Source organism: Stenotrophomonas maltophilia group sp. Smal13 (assembly GCF_030236855.1).
GTDB classification, from domain to species: domain Bacteria; phylum Pseudomonadota; class Gammaproteobacteria; order Xanthomonadales; family Xanthomonadaceae; genus Stenotrophomonas; species Stenotrophomonas maltophilia_A.
Genome location: NZ_JASJSQ010000089.1, coordinates 1 through 20,213, shown reverse-complemented (window position 1 = coordinate 20,213; position 20,213 = coordinate 1). Strand labels below are relative to the sequence as shown.

General features: G+C 64.4%; 24 protein-coding genes. 12 read left to right on the top strand and 12 right to left on the bottom strand.

Translation table 11 applies throughout. From position 1 onward, the window contains the following. The 4 genes from QRO95_RS20985 to QRO95_RS20970 form a co-directional block, all read left to right on the top strand. Window positions 1–685 (top strand): succinylglutamate desuccinylase/aspartoacylase family protein (locus tag QRO95_RS20985; RefSeq protein ID WP_285303414.1); only part of this gene is annotated, 685 nt, incomplete at its 5' end. An 84-nt stretch (window positions 686–769) separates the two neighbouring features. Beyond that, window positions 770–1,180 carry a hypothetical protein gene (locus QRO95_RS20980; protein ID WP_285303413.1) on the top strand — a complete coding sequence of 137 codons (411 nt, stop codon included), beginning with the start codon at window positions 770–772 and terminating at the stop codon, window positions 1,178–1,180. A gap of 2 nt (window positions 1,181–1,182) precedes the next feature. Beyond that, on the top strand, window positions 1,183–1,875 hold the full coding sequence (locus tag QRO95_RS20975; protein ID WP_285303412.1) for a hypothetical protein: 693 nt from the start codon (window positions 1,183–1,185) through the stop codon (window positions 1,873–1,875). A gap of 96 nt (window positions 1,876–1,971) precedes the next feature. Further along, window positions 1,972–2,727, top strand: coding sequence for a DUF3307 domain-containing protein (locus tag QRO95_RS20970; protein WP_285303411.1), 756 nt, complete (start codon window positions 1,972–1,974; stop codon window positions 2,725–2,727). A gap of 49 nt (window positions 2,728–2,776) precedes the next feature. Here the strand turns inward: QRO95_RS20970 and QRO95_RS20965 are convergent, their stop codons facing one another. The 7 genes from QRO95_RS20965 to QRO95_RS20935 all read right to left on the bottom strand — a co-directional run bounded on the left by QRO95_RS20965 (window position 2,777) and on the right by QRO95_RS20935 (window position 6,638). Continuing rightward, complete coding sequence (locus QRO95_RS20965; RefSeq protein ID WP_032129972.1) at window positions 2,777–3,169, bottom strand: diacylglycerol kinase; 393 nt, start codon at window positions 3,167–3,169, stop codon at window positions 2,777–2,779. A gap of 82 nt (window positions 3,170–3,251) precedes the next feature. Continuing rightward, window positions 3,252–3,878, bottom strand: a complete 627-nt coding sequence (locus QRO95_RS20960; RefSeq protein ID WP_285303410.1) for a hypothetical protein — start codon at window positions 3,876–3,878, stop codon at window positions 3,252–3,254. Beyond that, on the bottom strand, window positions 3,875–4,162 hold the full coding sequence (locus tag QRO95_RS20955) for a hypothetical protein (RefSeq protein ID WP_404830378.1): 288 nt from the start codon (window positions 4,160–4,162) through the stop codon (window positions 3,875–3,877). Before QRO95_RS20955 ends, QRO95_RS20960 begins: the two co-directional genes overlap by 4 nt. Window positions 4,163–4,234: 72 nt before the next feature. Then, window positions 4,235–4,582 (bottom strand): RcnB family protein, encoded by a 348-nt coding sequence (locus tag QRO95_RS20950; RefSeq protein WP_049423027.1) that lies wholly within the window; start codon window positions 4,580–4,582, stop codon window positions 4,235–4,237. Between the two features lie 161 nt (window positions 4,583–4,743). Next, entirely contained in the window at window positions 4,744–5,775 is a 1,032-nt protein-coding gene (gene arsB, locus QRO95_RS20945; RefSeq protein ID WP_285303416.1) for an ACR3 family arsenite efflux transporter, read from the bottom strand. 14 nt (window positions 5,776–5,789) lie between these two features. After that, window positions 5,790–6,293, bottom strand: a complete 504-nt coding sequence (locus QRO95_RS20940; RefSeq protein ID WP_285303409.1) for an arsenate reductase ArsC — start codon at window positions 6,291–6,293, stop codon at window positions 5,790–5,792. 15 nt (window positions 6,294–6,308) lie between these two features. Next, entirely contained in the window at window positions 6,309–6,638 is a 330-nt protein-coding gene (locus QRO95_RS20935) for a helix-turn-helix transcriptional regulator (protein WP_107433730.1), read from the bottom strand. A gap of 17 nt (window positions 6,639–6,655) precedes the next feature. On the opposite strand from QRO95_RS20935, the gene arsH reads away from it, so the two are divergent. Next, complete coding sequence (gene arsH / locus QRO95_RS20930) at window positions 6,656–7,384, top strand: arsenical resistance protein ArsH (protein ID WP_285303408.1); 729 nt, start codon at window positions 6,656–6,658, stop codon at window positions 7,382–7,384. A 30-nt stretch (window positions 7,385–7,414) separates the two neighbouring features. Here arsH and QRO95_RS20925 read toward each other — a convergent pair whose 3' ends face one another. Further along, window positions 7,415–7,825, bottom strand: coding sequence for a helix-turn-helix domain-containing protein (locus QRO95_RS20925; RefSeq protein ID WP_285303407.1), 411 nt, complete (start codon window positions 7,823–7,825; stop codon window positions 7,415–7,417). Window positions 7,826–7,909: 84 nt separating this feature from the next. Here QRO95_RS20925 and QRO95_RS20920 point away from each other — a divergent pair, with 84 nt between their 5' ends. Next, the gene (locus QRO95_RS20920) at window positions 7,910–8,539 is read left to right on the top strand and encodes a cation transporter (RefSeq protein WP_121503467.1); all 630 of its coding nucleotides are present in this window, start codon (window positions 7,910–7,912) and stop codon (window positions 8,537–8,539) included. A 1-nt stretch (window position 8,540) separates the two neighbouring features. Here the strand turns inward: QRO95_RS20920 and QRO95_RS20915 are convergent, their stop codons facing one another. Beyond that, window positions 8,541–9,476, bottom strand: coding sequence for an aspartyl protease family protein (locus QRO95_RS20915; RefSeq protein ID WP_285303406.1), 936 nt, complete (start codon window positions 9,474–9,476; stop codon window positions 8,541–8,543). Window positions 9,477–9,784: 308 nt separating this feature from the next. Here QRO95_RS20915 and QRO95_RS20910 point away from each other — a divergent pair, with 308 nt between their 5' ends. From QRO95_RS20910 to QRO95_RS20895, 4 genes are all read left to right on the top strand, one after another. Continuing rightward, a complete protein-coding gene (locus QRO95_RS20910; RefSeq protein ID WP_285303405.1) occupies window positions 9,785–14,545 on the top strand; it encodes an RHS repeat-associated core domain-containing protein in 4,761 nt (1,586 codons plus the stop codon). A 17-nt stretch (window positions 14,546–14,562) separates the two neighbouring features. After that, window positions 14,563–15,003 (top strand): hypothetical protein, encoded by a 441-nt coding sequence (locus tag QRO95_RS20905; protein WP_285303404.1) that lies wholly within the window; start codon window positions 14,563–14,565, stop codon window positions 15,001–15,003. A 264-nt stretch (window positions 15,004–15,267) separates the two neighbouring features. Beyond that, window positions 15,268–15,657: a hypothetical protein gene (locus QRO95_RS20900; protein ID WP_285303403.1), complete on the top strand. Its 390-nt coding sequence runs from the start codon at window positions 15,268–15,270 to the stop codon at window positions 15,655–15,657. 153 nt (window positions 15,658–15,810) lie between these two features. Beyond that, window positions 15,811–16,290: a hypothetical protein gene (locus QRO95_RS20895; RefSeq protein ID WP_285303402.1), complete on the top strand. Its 480-nt coding sequence runs from the start codon at window positions 15,811–15,813 to the stop codon at window positions 16,288–16,290. A gap of 19 nt (window positions 16,291–16,309) precedes the next feature. Here QRO95_RS20895 and QRO95_RS20890 read toward each other — a convergent pair whose 3' ends face one another. Beyond that, window positions 16,310–16,690 (bottom strand): hypothetical protein, encoded by a 381-nt coding sequence (locus QRO95_RS20890; protein WP_285303401.1) that lies wholly within the window; start codon window positions 16,688–16,690, stop codon window positions 16,310–16,312. Window positions 16,691–17,137: 447 nt separating this feature from the next. On the opposite strand from QRO95_RS20890, the gene QRO95_RS20885 reads away from it, so the two are divergent. Next, window positions 17,138–18,160 carry a S9 family peptidase gene (locus QRO95_RS20885; RefSeq protein WP_285303400.1) on the top strand — a complete coding sequence of 341 codons (1,023 nt, stop codon included), beginning with the start codon at window positions 17,138–17,140 and terminating at the stop codon, window positions 18,158–18,160. A gap of 96 nt (window positions 18,161–18,256) precedes the next feature. On the opposite strand, the gene QRO95_RS20880 is transcribed toward QRO95_RS20885, so the two are convergent. After that, the gene (locus QRO95_RS20880; RefSeq protein ID WP_285303399.1) at window positions 18,257–18,631 is read right to left on the bottom strand and encodes a hypothetical protein; all 375 of its coding nucleotides are present in this window, start codon (window positions 18,629–18,631) and stop codon (window positions 18,257–18,259) included. 569 nt (window positions 18,632–19,200) lie between these two features. On the opposite strand from QRO95_RS20880, the gene QRO95_RS20875 reads away from it, so the two are divergent. Further along, window positions 19,201–19,530, top strand: a complete 330-nt coding sequence (locus QRO95_RS20875; protein ID WP_197611958.1) for a hypothetical protein — start codon at window positions 19,201–19,203, stop codon at window positions 19,528–19,530. Here the strand turns inward: QRO95_RS20875 and QRO95_RS20870 are convergent. Further along, window positions 19,524–19,928 (bottom strand): ribonucleotide reductase subunit alpha, encoded by a 405-nt coding sequence (locus QRO95_RS20870; RefSeq protein WP_164117082.1) that lies wholly within the window; start codon window positions 19,926–19,928, stop codon window positions 19,524–19,526. The two genes, QRO95_RS20875 and QRO95_RS20870, sit on opposite strands and share 7 nt — an antisense overlap. Between the last annotated feature and the right edge of the window lie 285 nt (window positions 19,929–20,213).

Here is a 20,213-nt window from a genome sequence, read left to right as displayed (position 1 = left end):
GCCGACCGCGCTGATCACCGGTGGCGTGCATGGCTACGCGACCAGCGGCGTGCACGGCGCGCTGCAGTTCCTGGAACAGCAGGCCGAGCGTTACCTGGGCCGGCTGAACCTGATCGTGGCGCCGTGCGTCAGCCCGTGGGGCTACGAGCGCATCCAGCGCTGGAACCCGGATGCCATCGACCCGAACCGCAGCTTCCGTGACGGCGGCCAGATCGAGGAAGCCGCCGCGCTGATGCGCTGGGTGGCCGAGCGCAAGCCGAACCTGCTGGTGCACCTGGACCTGCACGAGACCACCGACAGCGACCTGCACGAGTTCGATCCGGCGCGCTGCGCCCGCGACGGCAAGCCGTTCGAGCGCGACACCATTCCGGATGGTTTCTACGTGATCGGCAACAGCGAAGATCCGCAGGCCGAGTTCCAGAAGGCATTGATCACCGCCGTCGCCCCGGTCACTCACATCGCCCCGGCCGACGCCGAAGGCAACCTGGTCGGCCTGCCGCTGCAGTCGCCGGGCGTGGTCTGGGGCGAGTCGCGCTCGATCGGCGCCTGCGCCGGCTTCACCGACGCGCGCTTTGCCACCACCACCGAGGTCTACCCGGACAGCCCGCGCACCAACCCGCAGGAATGCAACGACGCCCAGGTGGCGGCGGTGTGCGCAGGCCTGGATTTCGCCCTGACGAAGTAAGGCACGTGGGTGTGCAAGCGGACCCGGCAGGTTCCTGCACGATGCGCCGGGTCATAGGATCGATTGTCGGGTTACGATCGGGCGATGACCACGATCAAGATTCTGCTCCGGCCATCACTCGTGTCGGTCCTGGTGGCGACGACCGCACTCGGTGGATGCAAGCTGTCGGCGCTCGATCTGACGCCGCCGCGGGTGATCCAGCTGTCCTGCAGCAGCACAAGCGCCACGCCCCAGGCGCCGATGGTGTTGATCCTGGACTCCGGCCAGGCGTCGGTGGTCTGGGTCAACCGTCCGAGCGCGCGCGCGGGCAGGCTGGAGGTGGAGGCAAACGTGTATCGGCTGGATTTTCCGCCGGTCGCTGGCGCGGGCAGGCTGCAGGCGGTGATCAACCGCTACGACGGTAGAATGGCGTTGAGCGGGCCCGGCACAGATGTGGCCGGCGCTGCCCAGCCGCAGATGTCCTGTGAGGTACAGCCTGTGCAGCCCAAGGTATGAACATGCCCGATACATCGTCTGATCTGATTGCCGTGCTTACCGGCGACCTGGTCAAGTCCACGGAGATGGACGCGGCCACCATTGATGACGTCCGTGAAGTGATTTCCGTTGCCGTGGCCCAGGCCATGGAGTGGCCTTTGCCGGGCATTGTCGGCCCCGAGTTCTACCGGGGCGACGCCTGGCAGCTGGCGGTCACCCACCCGCACGGTTTCCTGAGGTTGGCGACCTGGATCAAGGCCAAGCTTGCCGCGTCGGAGTCGCGGGCGCGCACGCGGATCGCGATTGGACTGGGTACGGTAGAGGCATTGGACCGGAAGGCGGTGTCGCGTTCGCTGGGTGAGGCATTCGTGCTGTCCGGTCGGTTGCTTGAATCCATGGGGCGCACGCAGGACATGGACGTAGCCCTGCCAGTACAACGGGAGGATCTGTACTGGTTACCGGCAGTGGTGTCTGCCTGCGATGTTATTGTCGCGCGCTGGACACGCAGTCAGGCTGAGGTGGCGTCGTTGTTTCTGATCCCCGATGCCCCCTCGCAGTTGGAAGCTGCCAATGCGTTGAACCGGCACCGACAATCGGTGAACCGGGTCTATCACGATGCTGGCGTCTTTGCCTTGCTGGCGCTGATCACCGCGGCTGAACGTGCACTGATGCAGCCGTACGGGAGCGTTCACGGTTCTGGAAAAGCAACTAAATAGCGTTGCTTTGGCTTAAGCAACTAAATTTCGTTGCTTTTCGCGGCGACTTGGCTATCGCGACGCGAGCCACAGGAAGGACTCACAGGCAGAAAGGACATGCTTGAAACGCTGCTCGTACTGTTGACCGCTCACCTTGTCGCCGATTTCGTGCTGCAGACCACGAAGATGATCGCGCGCAAGCAGGAACTGCATGGCCTGCTGCTGCACGTAGCAGTGGTGCTGCTCGTCATCGCCGCGCTGACCGGTTCAATCAACCCGTGGGTCTATCTCATCATCGGTTTCAGCCATGCGGTGATGGACTGGATCAAGGTGCATTGGCTCCCCGATGGCGTGCACGCATTCGTCATTGACCAGTTGGTGCATATCGCCTTCATCGTGTTGATCGCGTTGATGTTCCCTCACGTTGCCCGCGATGGCTGGTACGGGATGATCCCGACCCAGGTCCAACTGTTGATGTATCAGGGCATGTCGATCGCGAGCGGCTTGATCCTGGTGGTCAACGTCGGCGGCGTCCTGGTGGAGAAGCTGCTTGCGCCGTTCACGGCAGGACTCAAGATGGGAAGCGCCGAATCGGCGCCTAAGACCGCAGCCGTGCAGAGCGACGATCACAAGGGCATGCAGACCGCAGGGCGCTATATCGGGCGGCTGGAAAGAGGCTTGATCTTCATGTTCCTGCTGCTGGGCCAGCCGGAGGGCGTGGGGTTGATGCTGGCCGCCAAATCGGTGCTGCGCTTCGCCGACCGGCAGGCGCGGGCACACACCGAATATGTGATCATCGGTACCATGCTCAGCTTCGGTTGGGCCATCGCCGCAACCATGTTGACCAAGCTCGCCATCTCGCATTGGCGCTAGCGGCTGCGGCGTTGTGGCGCCGGGCCATGCCCGGCGGGTCGGGCGCGAGCTAACCCAGCAGGATCACGCCCCACACCGTGCCGACCATCAGCAGTGCGGTGGTCTGGGCGGCGCTGCCCATGTCCTTGGCGTTCTTGGACAGTGGGTGGTGGTCAAGCGAGATGCGGTCGACCACCGCTTCGATGGCCGAGTTCAGCAGTTCCACCAGCAGGCTGATGAAGCAGACGGCCAGCACCACGGCGCGTTCGACCTGGCTGATGTCCAGAAGGAACGCGGTGGCGATCAGCAGCGCATGCAGCAGCAACAGCTGCCGGAATGCGGCTTCGCCACGGAAGGTGGCGATGAAGCCGTCGCGCGAATGGATCAGCGTGTAGAAGATGCGGCGAAGGCCGGTCTTGCCATGCGGGTACTTGCCGCTGTCCTTGGGGGAGGGTGGCTGCATGCCGGTCCTGCCATGAAGTGATCTCACGACAGGATGTGCAGGCGGGCGTCGGGAAAGCGTCGGACGCCCGTTGGATTTTCCTTCAGCCGGCCTGGCGCTGCGCCTGGATGGCCTGGTCGAGGGCATCCAGATCGTCGGTCGGCGAGGCCAGCCATGCCGGGTACGCCTCGGTCTCGACGAAGGCGGAGGATCGCAGCACATCATCGAATGCCGGATTGTCCTTCTCCGCATGGCGCAGCAGTCCGGACATCAGCCCGCAGATGCGGACGGCCGCCTGGAAGGCACCCTGCAGCGAACCGGCCGGCTCGGTGACCGTGTTGAGGAAGGCCGCATAGGCCGGGCCATCGAAGATGAAGTCCTCGCGCTGCTGGAAGGCTTCGCCGCTGAGATTGGTTTCGCCGGAGACGTGCCGGGAGAATCCCCAGGACCAGATGTCGAGGAAGCGCAGGTCATCCAGCATCCGGCGCGCATCGTCATTCAGTGGAACGGCGCCGGACAGCGCGTGCTCCAGCGTGGCCGCTGCGAACGGCTCGGTGCCCTGGTGGGCCAGGAAATCGCTCAGGCAGCGCAGTGCAGCGGGATGGTCCGGGTCCAGCTGCAGCGCCCGGTAGATCACCCGTGCGCCTTCCACGTGACGGCCCTGGGCGATGAAGATGTTGAGCGCGTGGTGGGCGAGCTGGTCGGCGTTGAGGTCGGCAATCCGGGTCATCGGGTCTGGCTGGCATGGACGAACGGTGGGCACCAGTCTGACAGATCACTCATTCGGCCGGGCTGCGTGAATCGCGGATCGATGTCTTCCGGTTTGTCGGAGAAGAACAGGCCCATGTAGGTCGGCTTGTCCTTGTTGATCAGCGAGGTGCGGAACGATTCGACCACCTGTTCGATGGCTTTTCCATCGGCTGGACTGTGGGCTGGACTGTTGTTGCCGGCATGGCCTGGCGACGCTGACAGCAGAAGCGCGAGGAGGGCGAGTGGTGCTCTTGATGTCTGCATCTGCAGCTTCCGGGGACAAGGGGATGCTGCCGGGGCATTTCGTTACATCAGCGCCCCGGCGCATCCCCTCATTCAACGATGCAGCGCGTCGATGATCAACCCGGTAGCAATCTCCACCAGCAGGTACTCGCTATCGGACTGCCGGACCCAACGCTGGTCGCGGCCCGGCTCGCGCAGGTGGTAGCGCGCATAGTCATCCACCCAGTAACGGCGGTCCACTTCCGCCCATGGCAGGCGCTCGCCGCGACGCCAGGCCTTCTTCTGCCAGCCTGGCGGCGGCGCATCACGATTGTGCGGGCCACCGGCGTGCGGCGGTGGCCCGTTGCCGCGCGCATGGTGCGGCGGATCGGCGAAGGCCGGTGCCGCGGCCAGCGCGGCAGCCGTGGTCAAAGCAATGGCGAACAAGCGTGCGGTGTTCATCGCAACCTCCGGGCCTTGCCGCTGCATGCGGCGTCGTGCCGTGGAGTATGGATCAAGGAATGTGAACGGACTTTTGAGCTGTCACCGTAGCAGCAGGGCGCATTCCACGGCGTTGCAGCTGGCGGCTCGGGCACGACGCCGCCGCCTCCGGCATGGCCGCCTCAAGCGCGCTCGCGCGCCTCATACCAGTTGCGTGACCGGTTCACGATCTTCACCACCGAAAGCATCACGGGGACTTCAATCAGCACCCCCACCACCGTGGCCAGCGCCGCACCGGAGTGGACACCGAAAAGGCCCACGGCCGTCGCCACCGCCAGTTCGAAGAAGTTGCTGGCGCCGATCAGTGCCGACGGCCCGGCCACGCAGTGCGCCACACCCAGGCGCCGGTTGAGCAGGTAGGCCAGGCCGGAGGTGAAATAGACCTGGATCAGGATCGGGACCGCGATCACCGCAATCACCAGCGGCTGCTGCACGATCTGCTGGCCCTGGAACCCGAACAGCAGCACCAGCGTCAGCAGCAGCGCCAACAGTGACAGTGGCCCCAGCTGGCGCAGCGCCGTCTGCAGCCCGGATTCGCCATGGCGCGACAGGATCCAGCGCCGCAGCAATGCGGCCACCAGCACCGGCGCCACGATGTACAGGCCGACCGACAGCAGCAACGTATCCCACGGCACGGTGATGGCCGACAGCCCCAGCAGCAGCGCCACCACGGGTGCATAGGCCACCACCATGATCGCGTCGTTCAGTGCCACCTGGCTCAGCGTGAAGTTGGCATCGCCGCGGCACAGGTTGCTCCATACGAACACCATGGCCGTGCACGGCGCGGCGGCCAGCAGGATCAGGCCGGCGATGTAGCTGTCGATCTGGCCGGCGGGCAGCCAGTCGGCAAAGGCGTGGCGCAGGAAGAGCCAGCCCAGCAGCGCCATCGAGAATGGCTTCACCGCCCAGTTGATGAACAGCGTCACCCCGATGCCTTTCCAGTGCTGCCCCAGCTGGCGCATCGCACCGAAATCCACCCGCAGCAGCATCGGGATGATCATCAGCCAGATCAGCACCGCCACCGGCAGGTTGACTTTGGCCACTTCAGCCGCCGCCAGGGAGGCGAAAGCACCTGGCAGGAAGTGCCCGAGCAGCGTGCCGACGATGATGCACAGCGCGACCCAGAGCGTCAGGTGGCGCTCGAACAGGCCCATGGGTGCCGCTGTGCTCATGGCGTGCGCGCTGCCGGCAGCAGATGGCCGATCTGGTCCAGCGCCTGCTGCAGCATTCCGCGGTCCTGCCACACGTGCCCGGGCAGCGCCAGCAGGGCCTGCACGCGTGCCTTCACGATGGCATGCGCGTGGGCGAAGGCGGCAGCCTTGTCGGCATCGCTGCCCTCTGCCTCGGCCGGGTCCGGCAGGCCCCAATGGCTGCGGATGAAGTCACCGAACACCACGGGGCAGGCTTCCGCTGCCGCCGCATCGCAGACGGTGATCACAAGATCCATGGGGGCGGAATCAGCGAACTCATCCCAGGATTTGCTGCGCAGTCCCGCGACCGGGATGCCTTCTGCGCGCAGCTGTGCAAGCGCGAACGGATTGACCTGGCCGGTCGGGTGGCTGCCGGCACTGAAGGCCGTGAAGCGGTCGCCGCCCCACGCGCGCAGGGTGGCTTCGGCCAGCACGCTGCGGGCGCTGTTGCCGGTGCAGAGAAACAGGATGGAGCGGGACATGATGGCGTTTCCGAATCAGCAGCTGCAGGGATTGCCCAACGGCGCGCACTGTTCGCTGGGCGAACCGGCGCAGCAGTTGTGGGTGAGGTACTCGATCAGGCCGGTCATTGCGCTGAAGTTCGCGCGGTAGCAGACGTGGCGGCCCTGGCTCTCGCTCTCGACCAGGCCGGCCTGTACCAGTTCCTTCAGGTGGAAGCTGAGGGTGGCGGGAGGAACCTGGAGGGCTGTGGCGATGTCGCCGGCCATGCGACCGGCCGGGCCGGCTTCGACCAGCAGGCGGAAGGCTGCCAGGCGGGTGGCGTGGCCGAGCGCGGTGAGCGCAGTGATTGCATTTGACGTTTCCATATTTCTAGAATAGTCGAATGAATAAGCCGACCACAAGTCCTTCGTTGCCCCATCTGAGGGAAGCCTCGCTTCCCCAGCCTGATCACCAGCGGTTGGCCGCCGAACGCCAGGGGCCGCCACGTATCCTGCTGCTGTACGGCTCACTGCGGCCGCAATCGTTCAGCCGCAAGCTGGCACTGGAGGCCGAACGCCTGCTGCAGCATCTGGGCTGCGAAACGCGCGTCTTCGATCCAAATGCCTTGCCGCTGCTGGACAGCGTGGACAAGGGGCACCCGGAAGTGCAGCGGCTGCGCGAGTGGTCGCACTGGTCGGAAGGGCAGGTGTGGGTCAGCCCGGAGCGGCACGGCACGGTGACCGGCGTGTTCAAGAACCAGATCGACTGGCTGCCACTGGAAGACGGCAGCGTGCGGCCGACCCAGGGCAGGACGCTGGCGGTGATGCAGGTCTGCGGCGGTTCGCAGTCGTTCAACACGGTCAATACGCTGCGGGTGCTGGGCCGCTGGATGCGCATGTTGACCATTCCCAACCAGTCGTCGGTGGCCAAGGCCTGGCAGGAGTTCGACGAAGACGGGCGGATGAAGCCCTCGCCCTACTACGATCGCGTGGTGGATGTGGTCGAAGAACTGGTGAAGTTCACGCTGCTCACCCGCGGCCGTGCCGACTACCTCGTGGACCGTTACAGCGAGCGGAAGGGCGATGCGCTGGCGGTCGAGCTGGCGCGGGCGGCGGGAGCGACCGGCGTCTGAGGGAGATGCCGAATCGCGCACGATTCCAGTTCAGGTAGCCGGCGCAGGCTGCAGGGCTTCCAGCACCCGGCAATCGGCCACGCGCCCGCCGGGGCAGTTGCCGATCATCCGCTGCAGTTCGCCCTGCAGCGTCTGCAGGTCGGCAATCCTGCGCGCGATGTCGGCAATGTGCGCCTTCACCACGTCATCCACCGAACTGCATTGGTGCTCGCGTTGTTCGCCGAAGGCGATCAGCTCGCGGATCTGCTCGATGGCGAACCCCAGCTCGCGCGCACGGCGCACGAATGCCAGCCGCCGTTGGTCCTGTGCGTCGTAGCAGCGGTAGTTCCCCTGCGAACGCAGCGGCGGCTGCAGCAGGCCGATCTTTTCGTAATAGCGGATGGTCTCTGCCTTGGTGCCGGTCTGGCGGGCCAACTGGCCGATGGTGAGTGGGGCTGTCATGGGCTTGACCTTGTAGGGGCTACAAGGTTGATAAAGGCAGCTCCCTTTCATTTCAAGCCCGGGCGCGCCCGGCGGAGCGCCCCCATGGACCAGTGCTGCGGCCACAAACGCCAGGAGCTGGCATCGATAGCGCTGCACAGCGCCCAGCGGCGGGTGCTGGTGGCGGTGCTGGCAATCAACCTGGCGATGTTCTTCATCGAGTTCGGCGCGGGCCTTGCCGCGCGATCCAGCGCCCTGCAGGCCGACGCGGTCGACATGCTGGGGGATGCCATCGTCTATGGCCTGAGCCTGTGGGCGGTAAACCGGGGCGCGCGCTGGGAGGCGGGCGCGGCGCTGGCCAAGGGTCTGCTGATCCTGGCCTTCTTCGTGTTCATCGTGTTCGAAGTGGCCGGCAAGCTGGTCAATGGGGTGCCACCGTCCAGCACGCTGATGCTGGTGTTCGGTGGCATTGCCCTGGTGGCGAACCTCACCTGCCTGGCGCTGCTATGGCGATTCCGCAGGTTGAACATCAACATGAAGAGCACGTTCGAGTGCTCGCGCAATGACGTGGCCGCGAACCTGGGCGTGCTGGTGGCCGCGGGTGGCGTGGCCATGACCGGGCGCGGCTGGCCGGATATTGTCGTTGGCGCAGTGATCGCCCTGTTGTTCCTGAGGTCGGCAGTGGGCGTGATCGCTGAAGCGTGGCCGGCATGGCGGGCAGCACGCCGACAGTGACTCAGTTGCGGTGGTGCCTGCTTGGGCAGACTGCCACCTGTTGGCTGCGCTGATCGATCAGCACCACTGCTTCCTGCAACGCATGGGCACCCACCACCGCTTCGGGATAGTGGTCGGACACCCGTACGTGCAGCCCCTGCAGCGCCAGGCCGCCGATCAACACGGGAACATCCAGCTGTGCATGTCCGCCATCGACCTCGCCGTGACTGAGGGTCAGTCGATCCCCGGTGGTCACTGCGGCACCGGCTGCCCGCCGGAAGAGTGCCGTGGGCAGCACCATCGCGACGTTGGCGCCGGTGTCCAGCTGCGCCTCTGTGGTCACTGTTCCAATCGTTACCGGGATGCGGAAGGCGCGTGAGTAGGCGAGCGTGTCCGGTTGCGCGGGCAGGAGGTTGATGTCGCGGCGGAACTGCAGGCGCCGTTGCGGGTAGTCGATGATCAGCACACCATCAGCGAAGAATCCGCGCGCAAGGATGCCGTCGAAAGCTGCGTCTTTTGATTGCCGTGCATTGTAGTCGCGGGTGAGCGCGATCACGTCGCTGCGGCGCAGCCCGTCGAGCGCCAGGGTGTTGATGCGCACCGTATCGGCCTCGGCTGTCTGTACGCCGTCGGAGTGGCGGGTGCTGGCGTCCGCCGGCAGCGCCAGTTGACGGACCAGGCGGGCGTCCGCGCGGGCCATGCCGCTGGCGCCGGTATCGATGGCGAAGCGGTACGGGCCGCTGCCGTTGACCTGCACCTGCACATGGATGCGCCCGTCGACGACGTCGAAGGGAACGTCGATGATGCGCTCGCCCGGGCGGGCGGCGAGGGAACAGGCGCTCTCCAGCACGGGTGAGGCGAGGATGGGCGCAGCGAACGGCCACAGAGTGAAGATGGCAATGCTGCGCCAACGGCGAGTGCCGAGTGCGCTATGGCGATGCGGGGGAATGCGCCTCATGATCCTGTTCCATGGGTGTCCAGGATCTTCTGATGCGTGAGGGATGCAGGCGGTTGCAGGTTTTTCCTGCTCCGCAGGCTGCTCCGAAAGCTGTCGCGGCAATCGACTGGATCTGAAATCCGCGCGGGCGGAAATGTGACGGATGTCGCAGGCCTTGACTTGAATATGTCATCACCTTCAACGATAAAGGCGGCATGTGGCACTGCCGCATTCCGGACCAGGGACGATCCGAAGCATGACGTGATGGGGCTCTACCCCCGCGTTCTCGTTCCCGCCGGCGCTGTGTTCGTCCAGGAAGGAGAACAGGGATGTTGGAACGACTGAAGACCCTATCGCGTGCCGTGCTGGCGATTGTTGCCGTCGGCTTCGTCGCCCCTGCTGTGGCACAGGCGCAGGAAAGCAAGATCACCTGGCGTATTTCGCAGCCCGGCGGCGATGCGACCCAATACAAGACCCAGCAGGCGGCGGTGGCCGCCATCAAGAATCTGCCGGCGCCCAGCCCGTTCCCGCCGGAGTTCCAGTTCGGCTGGCAATCTGTCGACAAGATCAAGTCGAAAGTCGTGGACTTGAACGGAAACACGTCGATCACCTACTGGATGGGGAAGACGCAGCCCTCCGACCCGGACTGGTCCTACATCGGGCGTGACATATTCCCGACGGAAGAGGCGATGGTGGCCGATTTTCTTGCGGACCAACAAGCCAGCAATCCCGTGTGCCCCGGGGCGGCGGTCACTCCGTCTGGCGATTGGTTTGCGGCTTCGCCCGATCAGGAAGGTGTCATCGAGTCACGCTACTACGATCTGACTTCAATGGCTGGCAACAATACGGCTGAATCGCCCTGCACCCCGTATACCGGGACGGTTGCGGTCGCGCGTACCCGGCGCTTGAACTGCCCGATTCCGCTCACGCAGTGGTCCAACAAGCACAGCGCATGCGTCAGCGAAGAGTTCGTTGCGACCATCACTTCGAAGTCGCAGAAGTGCGACAAGGACGGCGGCAACGGTAGCTGCCCCATGTCCCGCAACGATACAGCGGCGAACATGAGTCCGATTCCCGACAAGGACCCGGCCTCCAACGGCGGTACCTGCGACGGCAATGTCGGCAACCCATGTGATGTTAAAACTGGCGAGAAGTACGAGATCGCGCCGGACTTCGACCTGGGCTGGATCGCGCTGACGCGCTTCTATCACTCCGGCATTTCCACGTCCTCCGGTGGCTTCGGTTATGGCTGGACCCATTCGCTGGGCGCCCACCTGGCACTGGATGGCGCTGACAGCGTTGGCATCATTGAAAGCACCGGTTTCCAGCGTGTATTCAAGAAGATCGGCCAGGCCTATGAGGCGGACGACGACAGTGGTGATCGTCTCGTCCAGAACGGTAACTGGACGCTGTATTCGGCGGGCTCCATCTCGACCTTCGGCGCGGACGGGCGTCTGGTCGCCAAGCGCTTCGCGGATGGCACGTCGCTGACCTATATCTACGATGACAGCGATCGCCTTGCGGCCGTCACCCACAGCAGTGGCCGCACGCTGGAGTTCGTTTACCAGTCCAACGACTACGAGGCGCTGATCAGTTCGGTGCTGGTCGAAGGCATTGCGCTCGCCACCTTTACCTACACGCCGCAGAACCAGGTCGCCACGGTGACCTATGCGGGAGGTGGTGTGCGCACGTATCACTACGAGAACCAGGACTTCCCCCAGCACCTGACCGGCATCACCGCCGAGGACGGTCGCCGCTACAGCACCTTTACCTATGATTCCATCGGCCGTGTGATCTCCAGTCAGCACGCCGGCGGTGCCGATGGCGTGGCGCTGGCCTACAGCCCCAACGGCGGTGCGGTGGTTACCGACGCGCTTGGGCGGCAGACCGACTACACCCTGACACCCGGCGGCGACACCGCGCCGTCGCGCAAGGTGACCGGCCTGACCGATTCGCAGGGAACCGTCAGCCGAACCTACTACGACCAGAGTGCCGACTTCCGCCGGCGCCTGGATACCTACACCGATCGTCGCGGCATCCAGACCAAGCACACCTATGCGCAGGGCACCGATGCGGTGAGCGGCCGTGCCGTCAGCATCCATACCGTGACCGAAGCGGTCGGCCAGCCCGAGCAGCGGGTAGTGACCACCGCGCGCGACGTCGAAACCAATGCGGTACTGACCACCCGGATCGGTAGCCGCGAAGTGCGTACGGCCTTCAATGCCCGACGCCAGCCGACGGCCAACACGGTGACCGACACTGCTTCCGGTCAGACGCGCATCACCAGCTACACCTACTGCGAAGCCGCTGATGTGGCAGCGGCAGGCAGCTGCCCGGTGGAGGGGCTGCTGAAAAGCGTGGATGGCCCGCGCACGGATGTGGCCGATGCCGTTACCTACGCCTACTACCCGGCAGATGATGCGGGGTGCGCGACCAACGCTACCTGTGGCTACCGGAAGGGCGACCTGCGCAGCGTGACCAATGCGCTGGGCCAGACGGTCGAGACCCTGGCCTACGATGCGTTCGGGCGGCCGTTGTCGGTCAAGGACGCCAACGGCGTGGTCACCGATTACACCTACCATGCCCGCGGCTGGCCGACCTCGATCACCGTACGCGGTGCCAGCACGGCCGAGAATCGGGTCACCCAGCTGAGCTATTGGCCGACGGGCCAGGTGCAGAAGATCACCGAGCCGGATGGCAGCAGCGTTTCCTACGTCTACGATGCTGCGCTGCGCTTGACCGACATCGAGGACAACGCAGGCAACACGATTCACTACACACTGGACAACGCCGGCAATCGTCTCAAGGAAGACACGCTGGATACCGGCGGCACCCTGCGCCGTACCCTGGCACGGACGTTCAACACGCTCGGCCAGCTGACCGCGCTGAAGGACGCAGGCAATCACGCCACCGGCTTTGTCTACGATGCCAATGGCAACCCGCAGACGGTGACCGATGCGCTGCAGCGCGTGACCAGCCAGCAGTATGACCCGCTCAACCGACTGGCCCAGACCCTGCAGGACGTCGGCGGCGTGGCGGCGGAGATCCGCAGCCAGTACAACGCGCTGGATCAGGTCACCCAGGTCACCGACCCGAAGGGCCTGCACACCACATACGCCTACAACGGGTTCGGCGATCTGACCGGCCAGGTCAGCCCGGACAGCGGCGCCAGCAGCTTCACCGTGGATGCGGCAGGCAACCGCAAGACCACTACCGATGCACGCGGCGTCACCGCCACCTATCACTACGATGCACTCAACCGCCTGGTCGGTGTCGCCTATCCGGATCCCAATCTGGACGTGGGCTACAGCTACGACGTGACGCCTGCTGCGTGTACCGCCGACGAGCGCTTTGCCAAGGGGCGCCTGGGGCAGGTGTTGCACGCCAATGGCAGCGCCCAGTACTGCCACGACCGCTTCGGCCAGGTCACCCGCAAGGTGCAGACCGTCAACGGCGTCGCCAGCACGCTGCGCTACGCCTACAGCAAGTCGGGTCGCCTGACTGCGTTGACCTACCCCGATGGCAGTGTGGCCGACTACGTGCGCGATACCCAGGGGCGCATCAGCCAGATCGGACTGACCCGGCCCGGCCAGGCACGCCAGATCGTGGTGAGCAACGTGACCTATGCGGCCTTCGGCCCGGCCACCGGCTGGACCTATGGCAATGGCCGCCACTTGCAGCGTTCGCTGGACCTGGACTATCGCCCGCAAGCGGTGCACGACCCGGCCGCGGGCGGCCTGTCGCTGGGCTACGGCTATGACCCGGTCGGCTCGATCACCGAGCTGAAGAACGGCACGGGCTCGACGATGCTGGCCAAGTACGCCTACGACGCGCTGGGTCGCCTGACCCAGACCCAGGACGGCACGACCGGCACGCCGATCGAAACCTATGCCTATGACGCCACCGGCAATCGCACCGCGCTGACCACCTCGGCAGGCACTGCCAGCTACAGCTATCCCGCAACCAGCCATCGCCTGACTGCGGTGGATGGCGAAACGCGCAGCCATGACGCAGCGGGCAACACCACCAGCATCGGCAGCAAGACCTTCACCTACAGCGATGCCAACCGCATGAACGCGGTGAAGCAGGGCAATGCCGTGCTGGAGAGCTACGGCTACAACCATCGCGGCGAGCGCGTGCTGCGCACCCCGGCTAGTGGCGCTGCGCAGATCACCCTGTATGACGAGGCGGGGCAATGGCTGGGCAATTACTCGGTCACGGGCCAGGCGCAGCAGCAGGCCATCTGGCTGGACAACTATCCGGTGGCGCTGATCAATGTGCCGGGCACCGGCGTGCCGGAGTTAGCCTACGTCCAGCCGGATCATCTGGGCACACCGCGCGTGGTGATCGACCCGGTGCGCGATGTTGCGATCTGGGAGTGGAGCAACAAGAGCGAAGTGTTCGGTAATCAGATTCCGAGTGCCGACCCGGATGGTGATGGTGTGGTGTTCGAGCTGGCGCTGCGCTTCCCGGGCCAGCAGGCGACGGATGCGAGTGGGTTGTTCTACAACTACCAGCGCGAGTATGACCCAGCGGTCGGGCGGTATTCGCAGAGTGATCCGATTGGGCTTGGTGGAGGTGTTAGCACCTATTCCTATGCAATGGGCAATACAATTTCGCACGTTGATCCACTGGGTTTGAAAGACTCCCAGCCTGGAGTGACTGTGACAGAAACTGGCGCATATACGGTCGATTGGCGCTATTACGTGAATAGGACATTGGAAGCTCTTGGCTTTCCGGGGGCATTTGTCGCGGGAGCCAACGACTTCGGCGGGCAGTATGCCAATCAATGGTCAGCCACACACGTGGTTGGTGGTTCTCATAACGGATGGGTTGGCCAGGATAAGTACTTCCACTGCATGGCGAACTGCGAGGCTGCACAGAAGGGTATGGGCGGATCCGCTGCTGCTCAGTGCATAAGCAATGGGCGCGAGTGGTTCGATCAAACCATCAAGGGCGACTCTGCCGCTGACTCCGCTGCGGATCAGCTGGCAAATCGCCTCGGACGATCATCTGGACAAATGAGCCGTACGGGGAGTTGCTCGCAGATGTGCGGGAGCTATCGTCCGGGTGGAAGCTTCCCCTACTGATGACTTGGACGCCTCAAATGTACGCTCCCAAGCTGCTCCCAGTCGTGATGCTGTCAATTGCACTTTCTGGTTGCATGGAAGTTGCCAGCACCGAGTATGCAGACCGCAATCAAGCCGTCTCAAGACAAGCAATCGGCGAATCGAAGTGGTTGCCTTCATGGTTGCCTGAGGACGCGGTCAACATACGCGAATCGCACGACATGGACACAAATGAATCGTGGCTGGTTTTCCGCCTAACCAGCGGGATTCTTGCTTTGCCCGAAGACTGCAGGCTAGTGAGCAGGCCGGAGATGTCCGACGCGCGAGTCATGCGGAGATTTCCTCAGTTTGCCCGCAACGCGTGGTCGCGAGCGTCAAGCTATGGCGGCAAGTTCTATCTGTGTCCGGAGGGTAATGTTGGTCGCTGGGTCATGCAAGATGAAGAGTTGGGCCTTGTTTACAGTGGAATAAAATTCTAGGTGGATGGGCGGTCTCACCTGGCAAGCGAAATGCGTGAGTGGCAATTGGCGACCTCAAGGCTCTTGGGGCGCGTGGCCGTGGTGACGACTGTGTGGGAGAAATTCTAGGGTATCGGCTCCGTCGTCTATGGTGGCTGTAGGGCAGGCGGTAAGTAGAGGCGAATGGAATTAAGAGACAGTCTGAGAGAAAGAGTGGCGCTGCCGCCAAGTTGGCGGCGCCCGGATTCGGTCGCCCGGTCGTATGCGCCTGAAGGGGTCCAGTAGATGAATGAGGATTTCAACGCGCTCGAATGGTGTGACGCCACGTTGCTGACCATCAACATCGACAGAAGCAATCCTGGCGTATGCGATGAGGTAAAGGTGCAGGTGCGCTGGCCGGATGGCCGGCAGGCAACCGTTTGCTTCTCGGAAGCGTACGGGTGCTCGGCGCTCATGAACTTCGGCATGCTGGGTGAAGAGGGAATCGAGTTCGCCAGGGTCGACGATGACGAGCCGGGACTCGCCGATCTTCTTGATCGTTGGAAGGCGGTCGGCTATCCGCTATCCGGCGTGAAGTGTTTCCACATCGAAACCAGTTCGACTGGAAGCATCATTCTTATCTACGCCAAGTCATGGTGGATCGAGCATCTGCCGATGGCGGATGCAGTGCCCTGAAGGACATCCCGTGCCCCGATTCCTCACCCCCGACGAGGTCTTCCTCATCCACAGGCTGCTGCCTGAGACGACCGAGTCGTCCTACGTGCCTGGTTTCGTGATTCTTGCTCCGGCGGTGCCGTTGGCCGCCACACTCTACATATTGGGGCGTCGATGATGGTGAAGCTCCTGACAGCACTACTTCTGATTGGAGTCGGACTTGGATTCTCTGGCGGCGCATGGGCTGTAGGAAAGCGGCCCTTCAAGATGATCCAGTTCTGCGTGCATGACCAAGAGGGCTTGAGGCGGTTCAAGCAGACCCTCAGCTCTATCGCCAAGGACGAAGGAATGCAGTTCTTTGATGGCAGCGCTGAATTGGATCGCCAGCTTGCCAGGGCAAAGGTGGACATGAAGCGCCCCGTCGTCTACGTCGGAGTGAAGCGGGAAGACGGCTCTGGACTGGAGGCGGGGAACCTCGGATTGGATCGCTTCGAGATAGCTATCGGCTTCTCTGAAGGGAAGATGCCCGCCGAGGCACGGTCATTCTCTGTTCGCCTCGAGCGCACCTTGGCCGAGCGCTGGAATGTACTCACGGTTCCCCCGGGCAAGGGCGCTGCCCCGACGGCGTGTCGGGCGGGAGGCGATCCTCGCTGAATGGCGTTGCAGATGGCCTTCACCCTTCGGGCTGCAACCGCCCCATCGCCTGCGCGCACAACGACTGGCAGGCCATGACCAATCCCTCCATCACCCGGTCGCCCGCGTACTCTTCCGGTTCACCATTCTGCCGGGTGCGTTCGGCCGCCAACAGCATTTCCAGCACCACCCGCAATCCGCTCAGCGCGCAATCGGCGTCGGCCAGGGCCAGGGCCAGGCAGCGGCCGGGCAGTTGATGCCGCTCCGGCCAAGGTTGTCCGTCAGCCGCCGCACCGGAGCCGATGCGGTCGAGGTTGGCAATGAAGGTGTTCCTGTCCACTGCGGGCGCAGCCTGTGGCGAACCGTCGTCGTGGGTGGTGCCGCGGTAGGCGTGCAGGTGGGGGACGTCCGATTCGTTCATGGCAAGGCTCCGTGCAGGGCAATCGGTAGTCGCCACCCATAAAAGTGGCGGGCGGTACGTGGTTCGAATCCGGGTTGGTCCCAAGCCGGTGGGCGCGAACGCCCCCACGCACCGCGAAGAGCGTGGGGGCCGGATCGCGTGCGGCCTCGCATGCCGGCGCGGCTGCGCCCATGCTGGGCTGGCAAAGGCATGCCAATGCAACGAGTGTTGCCCATCGTGGATGGGGTCGTGCGCTGTCCATGGTCAGGTTCCGGGTGATGTCCAGACAGGTTGATGTGGGAAAGGCGATGCCGGTTGCATGGAGATCGCACGCAATCGGTACGCACCGGCCCGGTCCAGGTCTAGTCTGCGAGGCCCGCCCCGGCATGGATACGTTTCGCACTTGTGGCGCGGTACTGGGCTGTGCAACGTATCGGCGCAGTGCAGTAACACATCAAGGGGAAGGTGATGCGCTTGATTCTGGCAGCGGTTCTGGCAGTGGTTCTGGCGGTGCTGGCAAGCCCTGCGGCGGCGCTGGAGGCGGCAACCCCGGCGCAGTTCGACAGCTACGTGGTGCACGACCCGGCGCTGGGTGAGATCGGTTGGCACATCGACAACGTGAACGCCAGCAGCAAAGGGCCGCTGGTGGTCTGGCTGCCCGGCTCAGGTGCATTCCCGCACTTCCAGCGTTTCAGCGACGGCAGCCAGGGAACCAGCTTTCCCCGCGATCTTTTCGCATTTCGCGACCGCGCGCATTTCCTGCTGGTGGACAAGCCCGGGATCCCGTTCTCTGCTGATATGCGGCTGGACGAGGCAACAGGAAAACCGGTGCAGCTGGATGGGCCCATCTATCGAGCAGGGCTTGCGCGCGACAATCTGATCGCGCGCACGGTGAAGGCCATTGCAGCCGCACGCCGCACGCTGGGGGCCAGGGTCGATCAGGTCGTGATCATGGGCGGATCCGAGGGCGCGCAGTATGTCTTTGCGGTGGCAGGCCTGATACACGCGGACAAGGCTGTAGGGTGGGGCGGACTGGCCTTGCCGCAGTACCAGGACTTCATCATCGAGCAACGGCTGCGTGCCGAACGGGGCGAGATCACCCGCGCCGAAGCGCAGGCCGCCGTCGAGGAGGTCTTCGCGGCCATCAAGGCGATCCATGCCAATCCGCTCGGCCTGGAGCAACAGTTCATGGGCGAGACCAACCGGCGCTGGTCCGGGTTCGGTGCGCATGCCGTGGTGGACGACATGCTGGCACTGAAGATTCCGCTGCTGTTGGTGCAGGGCGGTGACGATGACAAGGCCCCAATCATCAACACCGATTTTGCGATGGTGGCGTTCCTGTCCCGTGGTCGCAGCAACCTTGACTACTGGGTCTATCCGGAGGCCGACCACGGGATGCGGGTGACTGATCCAGCCCGTCCGGGCAAGCGCATCTCGATCGCACCGGAGATCTGGTCGCGTGTCTGGGCGTGGGTGACGAAGCAGCCCTGAGCGGATGATGGCTGCTGCACGCCCGCGGACGGCAGACAAATGAAGTACGGGGCAGCGTGATACCCACTGCCCTGTCGACCGTCGCGTTGCACTGCCTTACACGTCAATCTGCAACCGCCCCACTGCCTGCGCGCACAACGATTGGCAGGCCATGACCAACCCCTCCATCACCCGGTCGCCCACGTACTGCTCGGGTTCGCCGTTCTGACGGGTGCGCTCCGCCGCCAACAGCATTTCCAGCACCACCCGCAATCCACTCAACGCGCAATCGGCATCGGCCAGGGCCAGGCAGCGGCCGGGCAGTTGATGCCGCTCCGGCCAGGGTTGGCCATCGGCCGCCGCACCGGAGCCGATGCGGTTGAGGTTGGCAATGAAGGTGTTCCTGTCCACTGCGGGTGCAGCCTGTGGCGAACCGTCGTCGTGGGCGGTGCTGCGGTAGGCGTGCAGGTGGGGGACGTCCGATTCGTTCATGGCAGAACTCCGTGCAGGGCAATCGGTAGCCGCCACCCATAAAAGTGGCGGACGGTACGTGGTTCGAACACCGGGTTGATGTCAGTCCGGCGGGCCCGAAAGCCCCCACGCACCGCCCGCCATAGCCGGCAGACGGATTGCCAGCCGGCGCCACGCTAAGGTGGCGCCGGCTGGCAAGCGCATACATCAACATCAACTCGGGTGTTCGAAGCCCGGCCACCCTTTTCCGGTGGCACGCCATCTGAGCCCCTGGCGCTGTGCAATGCCAATCAGAAGAGTTGCAAACATCGCTCGATTGGAGACGCTTTCGGCATTCTCCCACGCTGTTAAGCACTGCCAGCGCTGGCTGGCGTGGTGATCCGCCCGCACCGTGCAATCTGCGACAGATGTCGAGGTTGGGAAGTGGGAGGGAGCAGGTGGGGAGGGGCGATGGCGACATGCTCCGCGCGAGCCTGAGTCGAGCCTGGCGGGGCCCCACCGGCGCCAAAGCGTGACGTGCGACTCGGGTTGACGTTCCCAGCCACCAAGCGCAGGCTGGTCCGGCACGTTTCCTGACCAGAAGGAGACTTATGACCGCCACCGCTTCCCTGCACCCGACGCCCGATACCCCGGGGCGTTCCCGCCTCTGGAGTGTGTTCTGGCTGCAGGGCGTCATTCCCAGCAACATTCTGTGGGCGGTAGCCCTCTGGGCCCTGGCCAACCAGCGTACCCCGCTGCTGCTGGGGGTCTTTGCCGTGCTGCTGCTCTATACCGGCTGGATCATCCCGGCGGTGTGGCGGGCGGCACCTACTGCGCACAACCCCAACCTGGGCGTGGCCGCGCGCGGGCTGACCGTGGCCTGGGGCCTGAACACCGTGCTGGTGATCTTCTTCCTGACCCTGCAGCTGGTGGCTCAATAGAACTGAACAGGCTCGCCGCCCCGGTCGAAGGCGGCGAAGCGGCCGATCTGACCGTCATGGATGGCGTTGACCATCAGCTGCAGCGGGCGCGCGGCTTCGTCGCTGTTGGGCGCGAAACCGGCGCGGCCATCCAGCGCCGCCACGAAGACCAGATCCCACTCGATGCCGGTGGTGGTTGATTCGGTCGCCAGCGCCTGGAAGCTGGGTACCTCGGCCGGCAGCTTGTCCACGCACAGCACCGGCGACAGGGTGCCGCCCTCGCGGCGGTCATGCCGGTCGCGCTGGTCGTCGGTGGGCGATTCGGGCAGCTCGGCGCGCACGAATACGAACAGCAAGCGTTGCGGTTCAGCCTGCTGGCCTGCGGCGTGCAGCAACTGCTGGAAATCGTTCATCATCATGAGGGTTGTCACACGCCCGCTGCACGGAAAGCCGCATGCTGCCACAACGCCTGCCGCGCGGGGCCGAAGGCGATTGATTTAAGTCATGCCCATGGAACTGACGGCCGCGTACTCTGGCAATCGTTCCAGCAGACGAGGGTTTCCGGGCCGTTCCGGGCACAGGCAAGACGGTGGAGCAACAAGGTGGACCAGCCATGAGCCAACTCACCGACGGTTTCGGACGCAGCTTTCCGTACCTGCGCCTGTCGTTGACCGAAGCCTGCAACTTCCGTTGCAGCTACTGCC

Coding starts and splice junctions, on each gene's coding strand:
- QRO95_RS20980 (WP_285303413.1), top strand. CDS start 770: ATGACCACGATCAAGATTCTGCTCCGGCCATCACTCGTGTCGGTCCTG.
- QRO95_RS20975 (WP_285303412.1), top strand. CDS start 1,183: ATGCCCGATACATCGTCTGATCTGATTGCCGTGCTTACCGGCGACCTG.
- QRO95_RS20970 (WP_285303411.1), top strand. CDS start 1,972: ATGCTTGAAACGCTGCTCGTACTGTTGACCGCTCACCTTGTCGCCGAT.
- QRO95_RS20965 (WP_032129972.1), bottom strand. CDS start 3,169: ATGCAGCCACCCTCCCCCAAGGACAGCGGCAAGTACCCGCATGGCAAG.
- QRO95_RS20960 (WP_285303410.1), bottom strand. CDS start 3,878: ATGACCCGGATTGCCGACCTCAACGCCGACCAGCTCGCCCACCACGCG.
- QRO95_RS20955 (WP_404830378.1), bottom strand. CDS start 4,162: ATGCAGACATCAAGAGCACCACTCGCCCTCCTCGCGCTTCTGCTGTCA.
- QRO95_RS20950 (WP_049423027.1), bottom strand. CDS start 4,582: ATGAACACCGCACGCTTGTTCGCCATTGCTTTGACCACGGCTGCCGCG.
- arsB (WP_285303416.1), bottom strand. CDS start 5,775: ATGGGCCTGTTCGAGCGCCACCTGACGCTCTGGGTCGCGCTGTGCATC.
- QRO95_RS20940 (WP_285303409.1), bottom strand. CDS start 6,293: ATGTCCCGCTCCATCCTGTTTCTCTGCACCGGCAACAGCGCCCGCAGC.
- QRO95_RS20935 (WP_107433730.1), bottom strand. CDS start 6,638: ATGGAAACGTCAAATGCAATCACTGCGCTCACCGCGCTCGGCCACGCC.
- arsH (WP_285303408.1), top strand. CDS start 6,656: ATGAATAAGCCGACCACAAGTCCTTCGTTGCCCCATCTGAGGGAAGCC.
- QRO95_RS20925 (WP_285303407.1), bottom strand. CDS start 7,825: ATGACAGCCCCACTCACCATCGGCCAGTTGGCCCGCCAGACCGGCACC.
- QRO95_RS20920 (WP_121503467.1), top strand. CDS start 7,910: ATGGACCAGTGCTGCGGCCACAAACGCCAGGAGCTGGCATCGATAGCG.
- QRO95_RS20915 (WP_285303406.1), bottom strand. CDS start 9,476: ATGAGGCGCATTCCCCCGCATCGCCATAGCGCACTCGGCACTCGCCGT.
- QRO95_RS20910 (WP_285303405.1), top strand. CDS start 9,785: ATGTTGGAACGACTGAAGACCCTATCGCGTGCCGTGCTGGCGATTGTT.
- QRO95_RS20905 (WP_285303404.1), top strand. CDS start 14,563: ATGTACGCTCCCAAGCTGCTCCCAGTCGTGATGCTGTCAATTGCACTT.
- QRO95_RS20900 (WP_285303403.1), top strand. CDS start 15,268: ATGAATGAGGATTTCAACGCGCTCGAATGGTGTGACGCCACGTTGCTG.
- QRO95_RS20895 (WP_285303402.1), top strand. CDS start 15,811: ATGATGGTGAAGCTCCTGACAGCACTACTTCTGATTGGAGTCGGACTT.
- QRO95_RS20890 (WP_285303401.1), bottom strand. CDS start 16,690: ATGAACGAATCGGACGTCCCCCACCTGCACGCCTACCGCGGCACCACC.
- QRO95_RS20885 (WP_285303400.1), top strand. CDS start 17,138: ATGCGCTTGATTCTGGCAGCGGTTCTGGCAGTGGTTCTGGCGGTGCTG.
- QRO95_RS20880 (WP_285303399.1), bottom strand. CDS start 18,631: ATGAACGAATCGGACGTCCCCCACCTGCACGCCTACCGCAGCACCGCC.
- QRO95_RS20875 (WP_197611958.1), top strand. CDS start 19,201: ATGACCGCCACCGCTTCCCTGCACCCGACGCCCGATACCCCGGGGCGT.
- QRO95_RS20870 (WP_164117082.1), bottom strand. CDS start 19,928: ATGATGATGAACGATTTCCAGCAGTTGCTGCACGCCGCAGGCCAGCAG.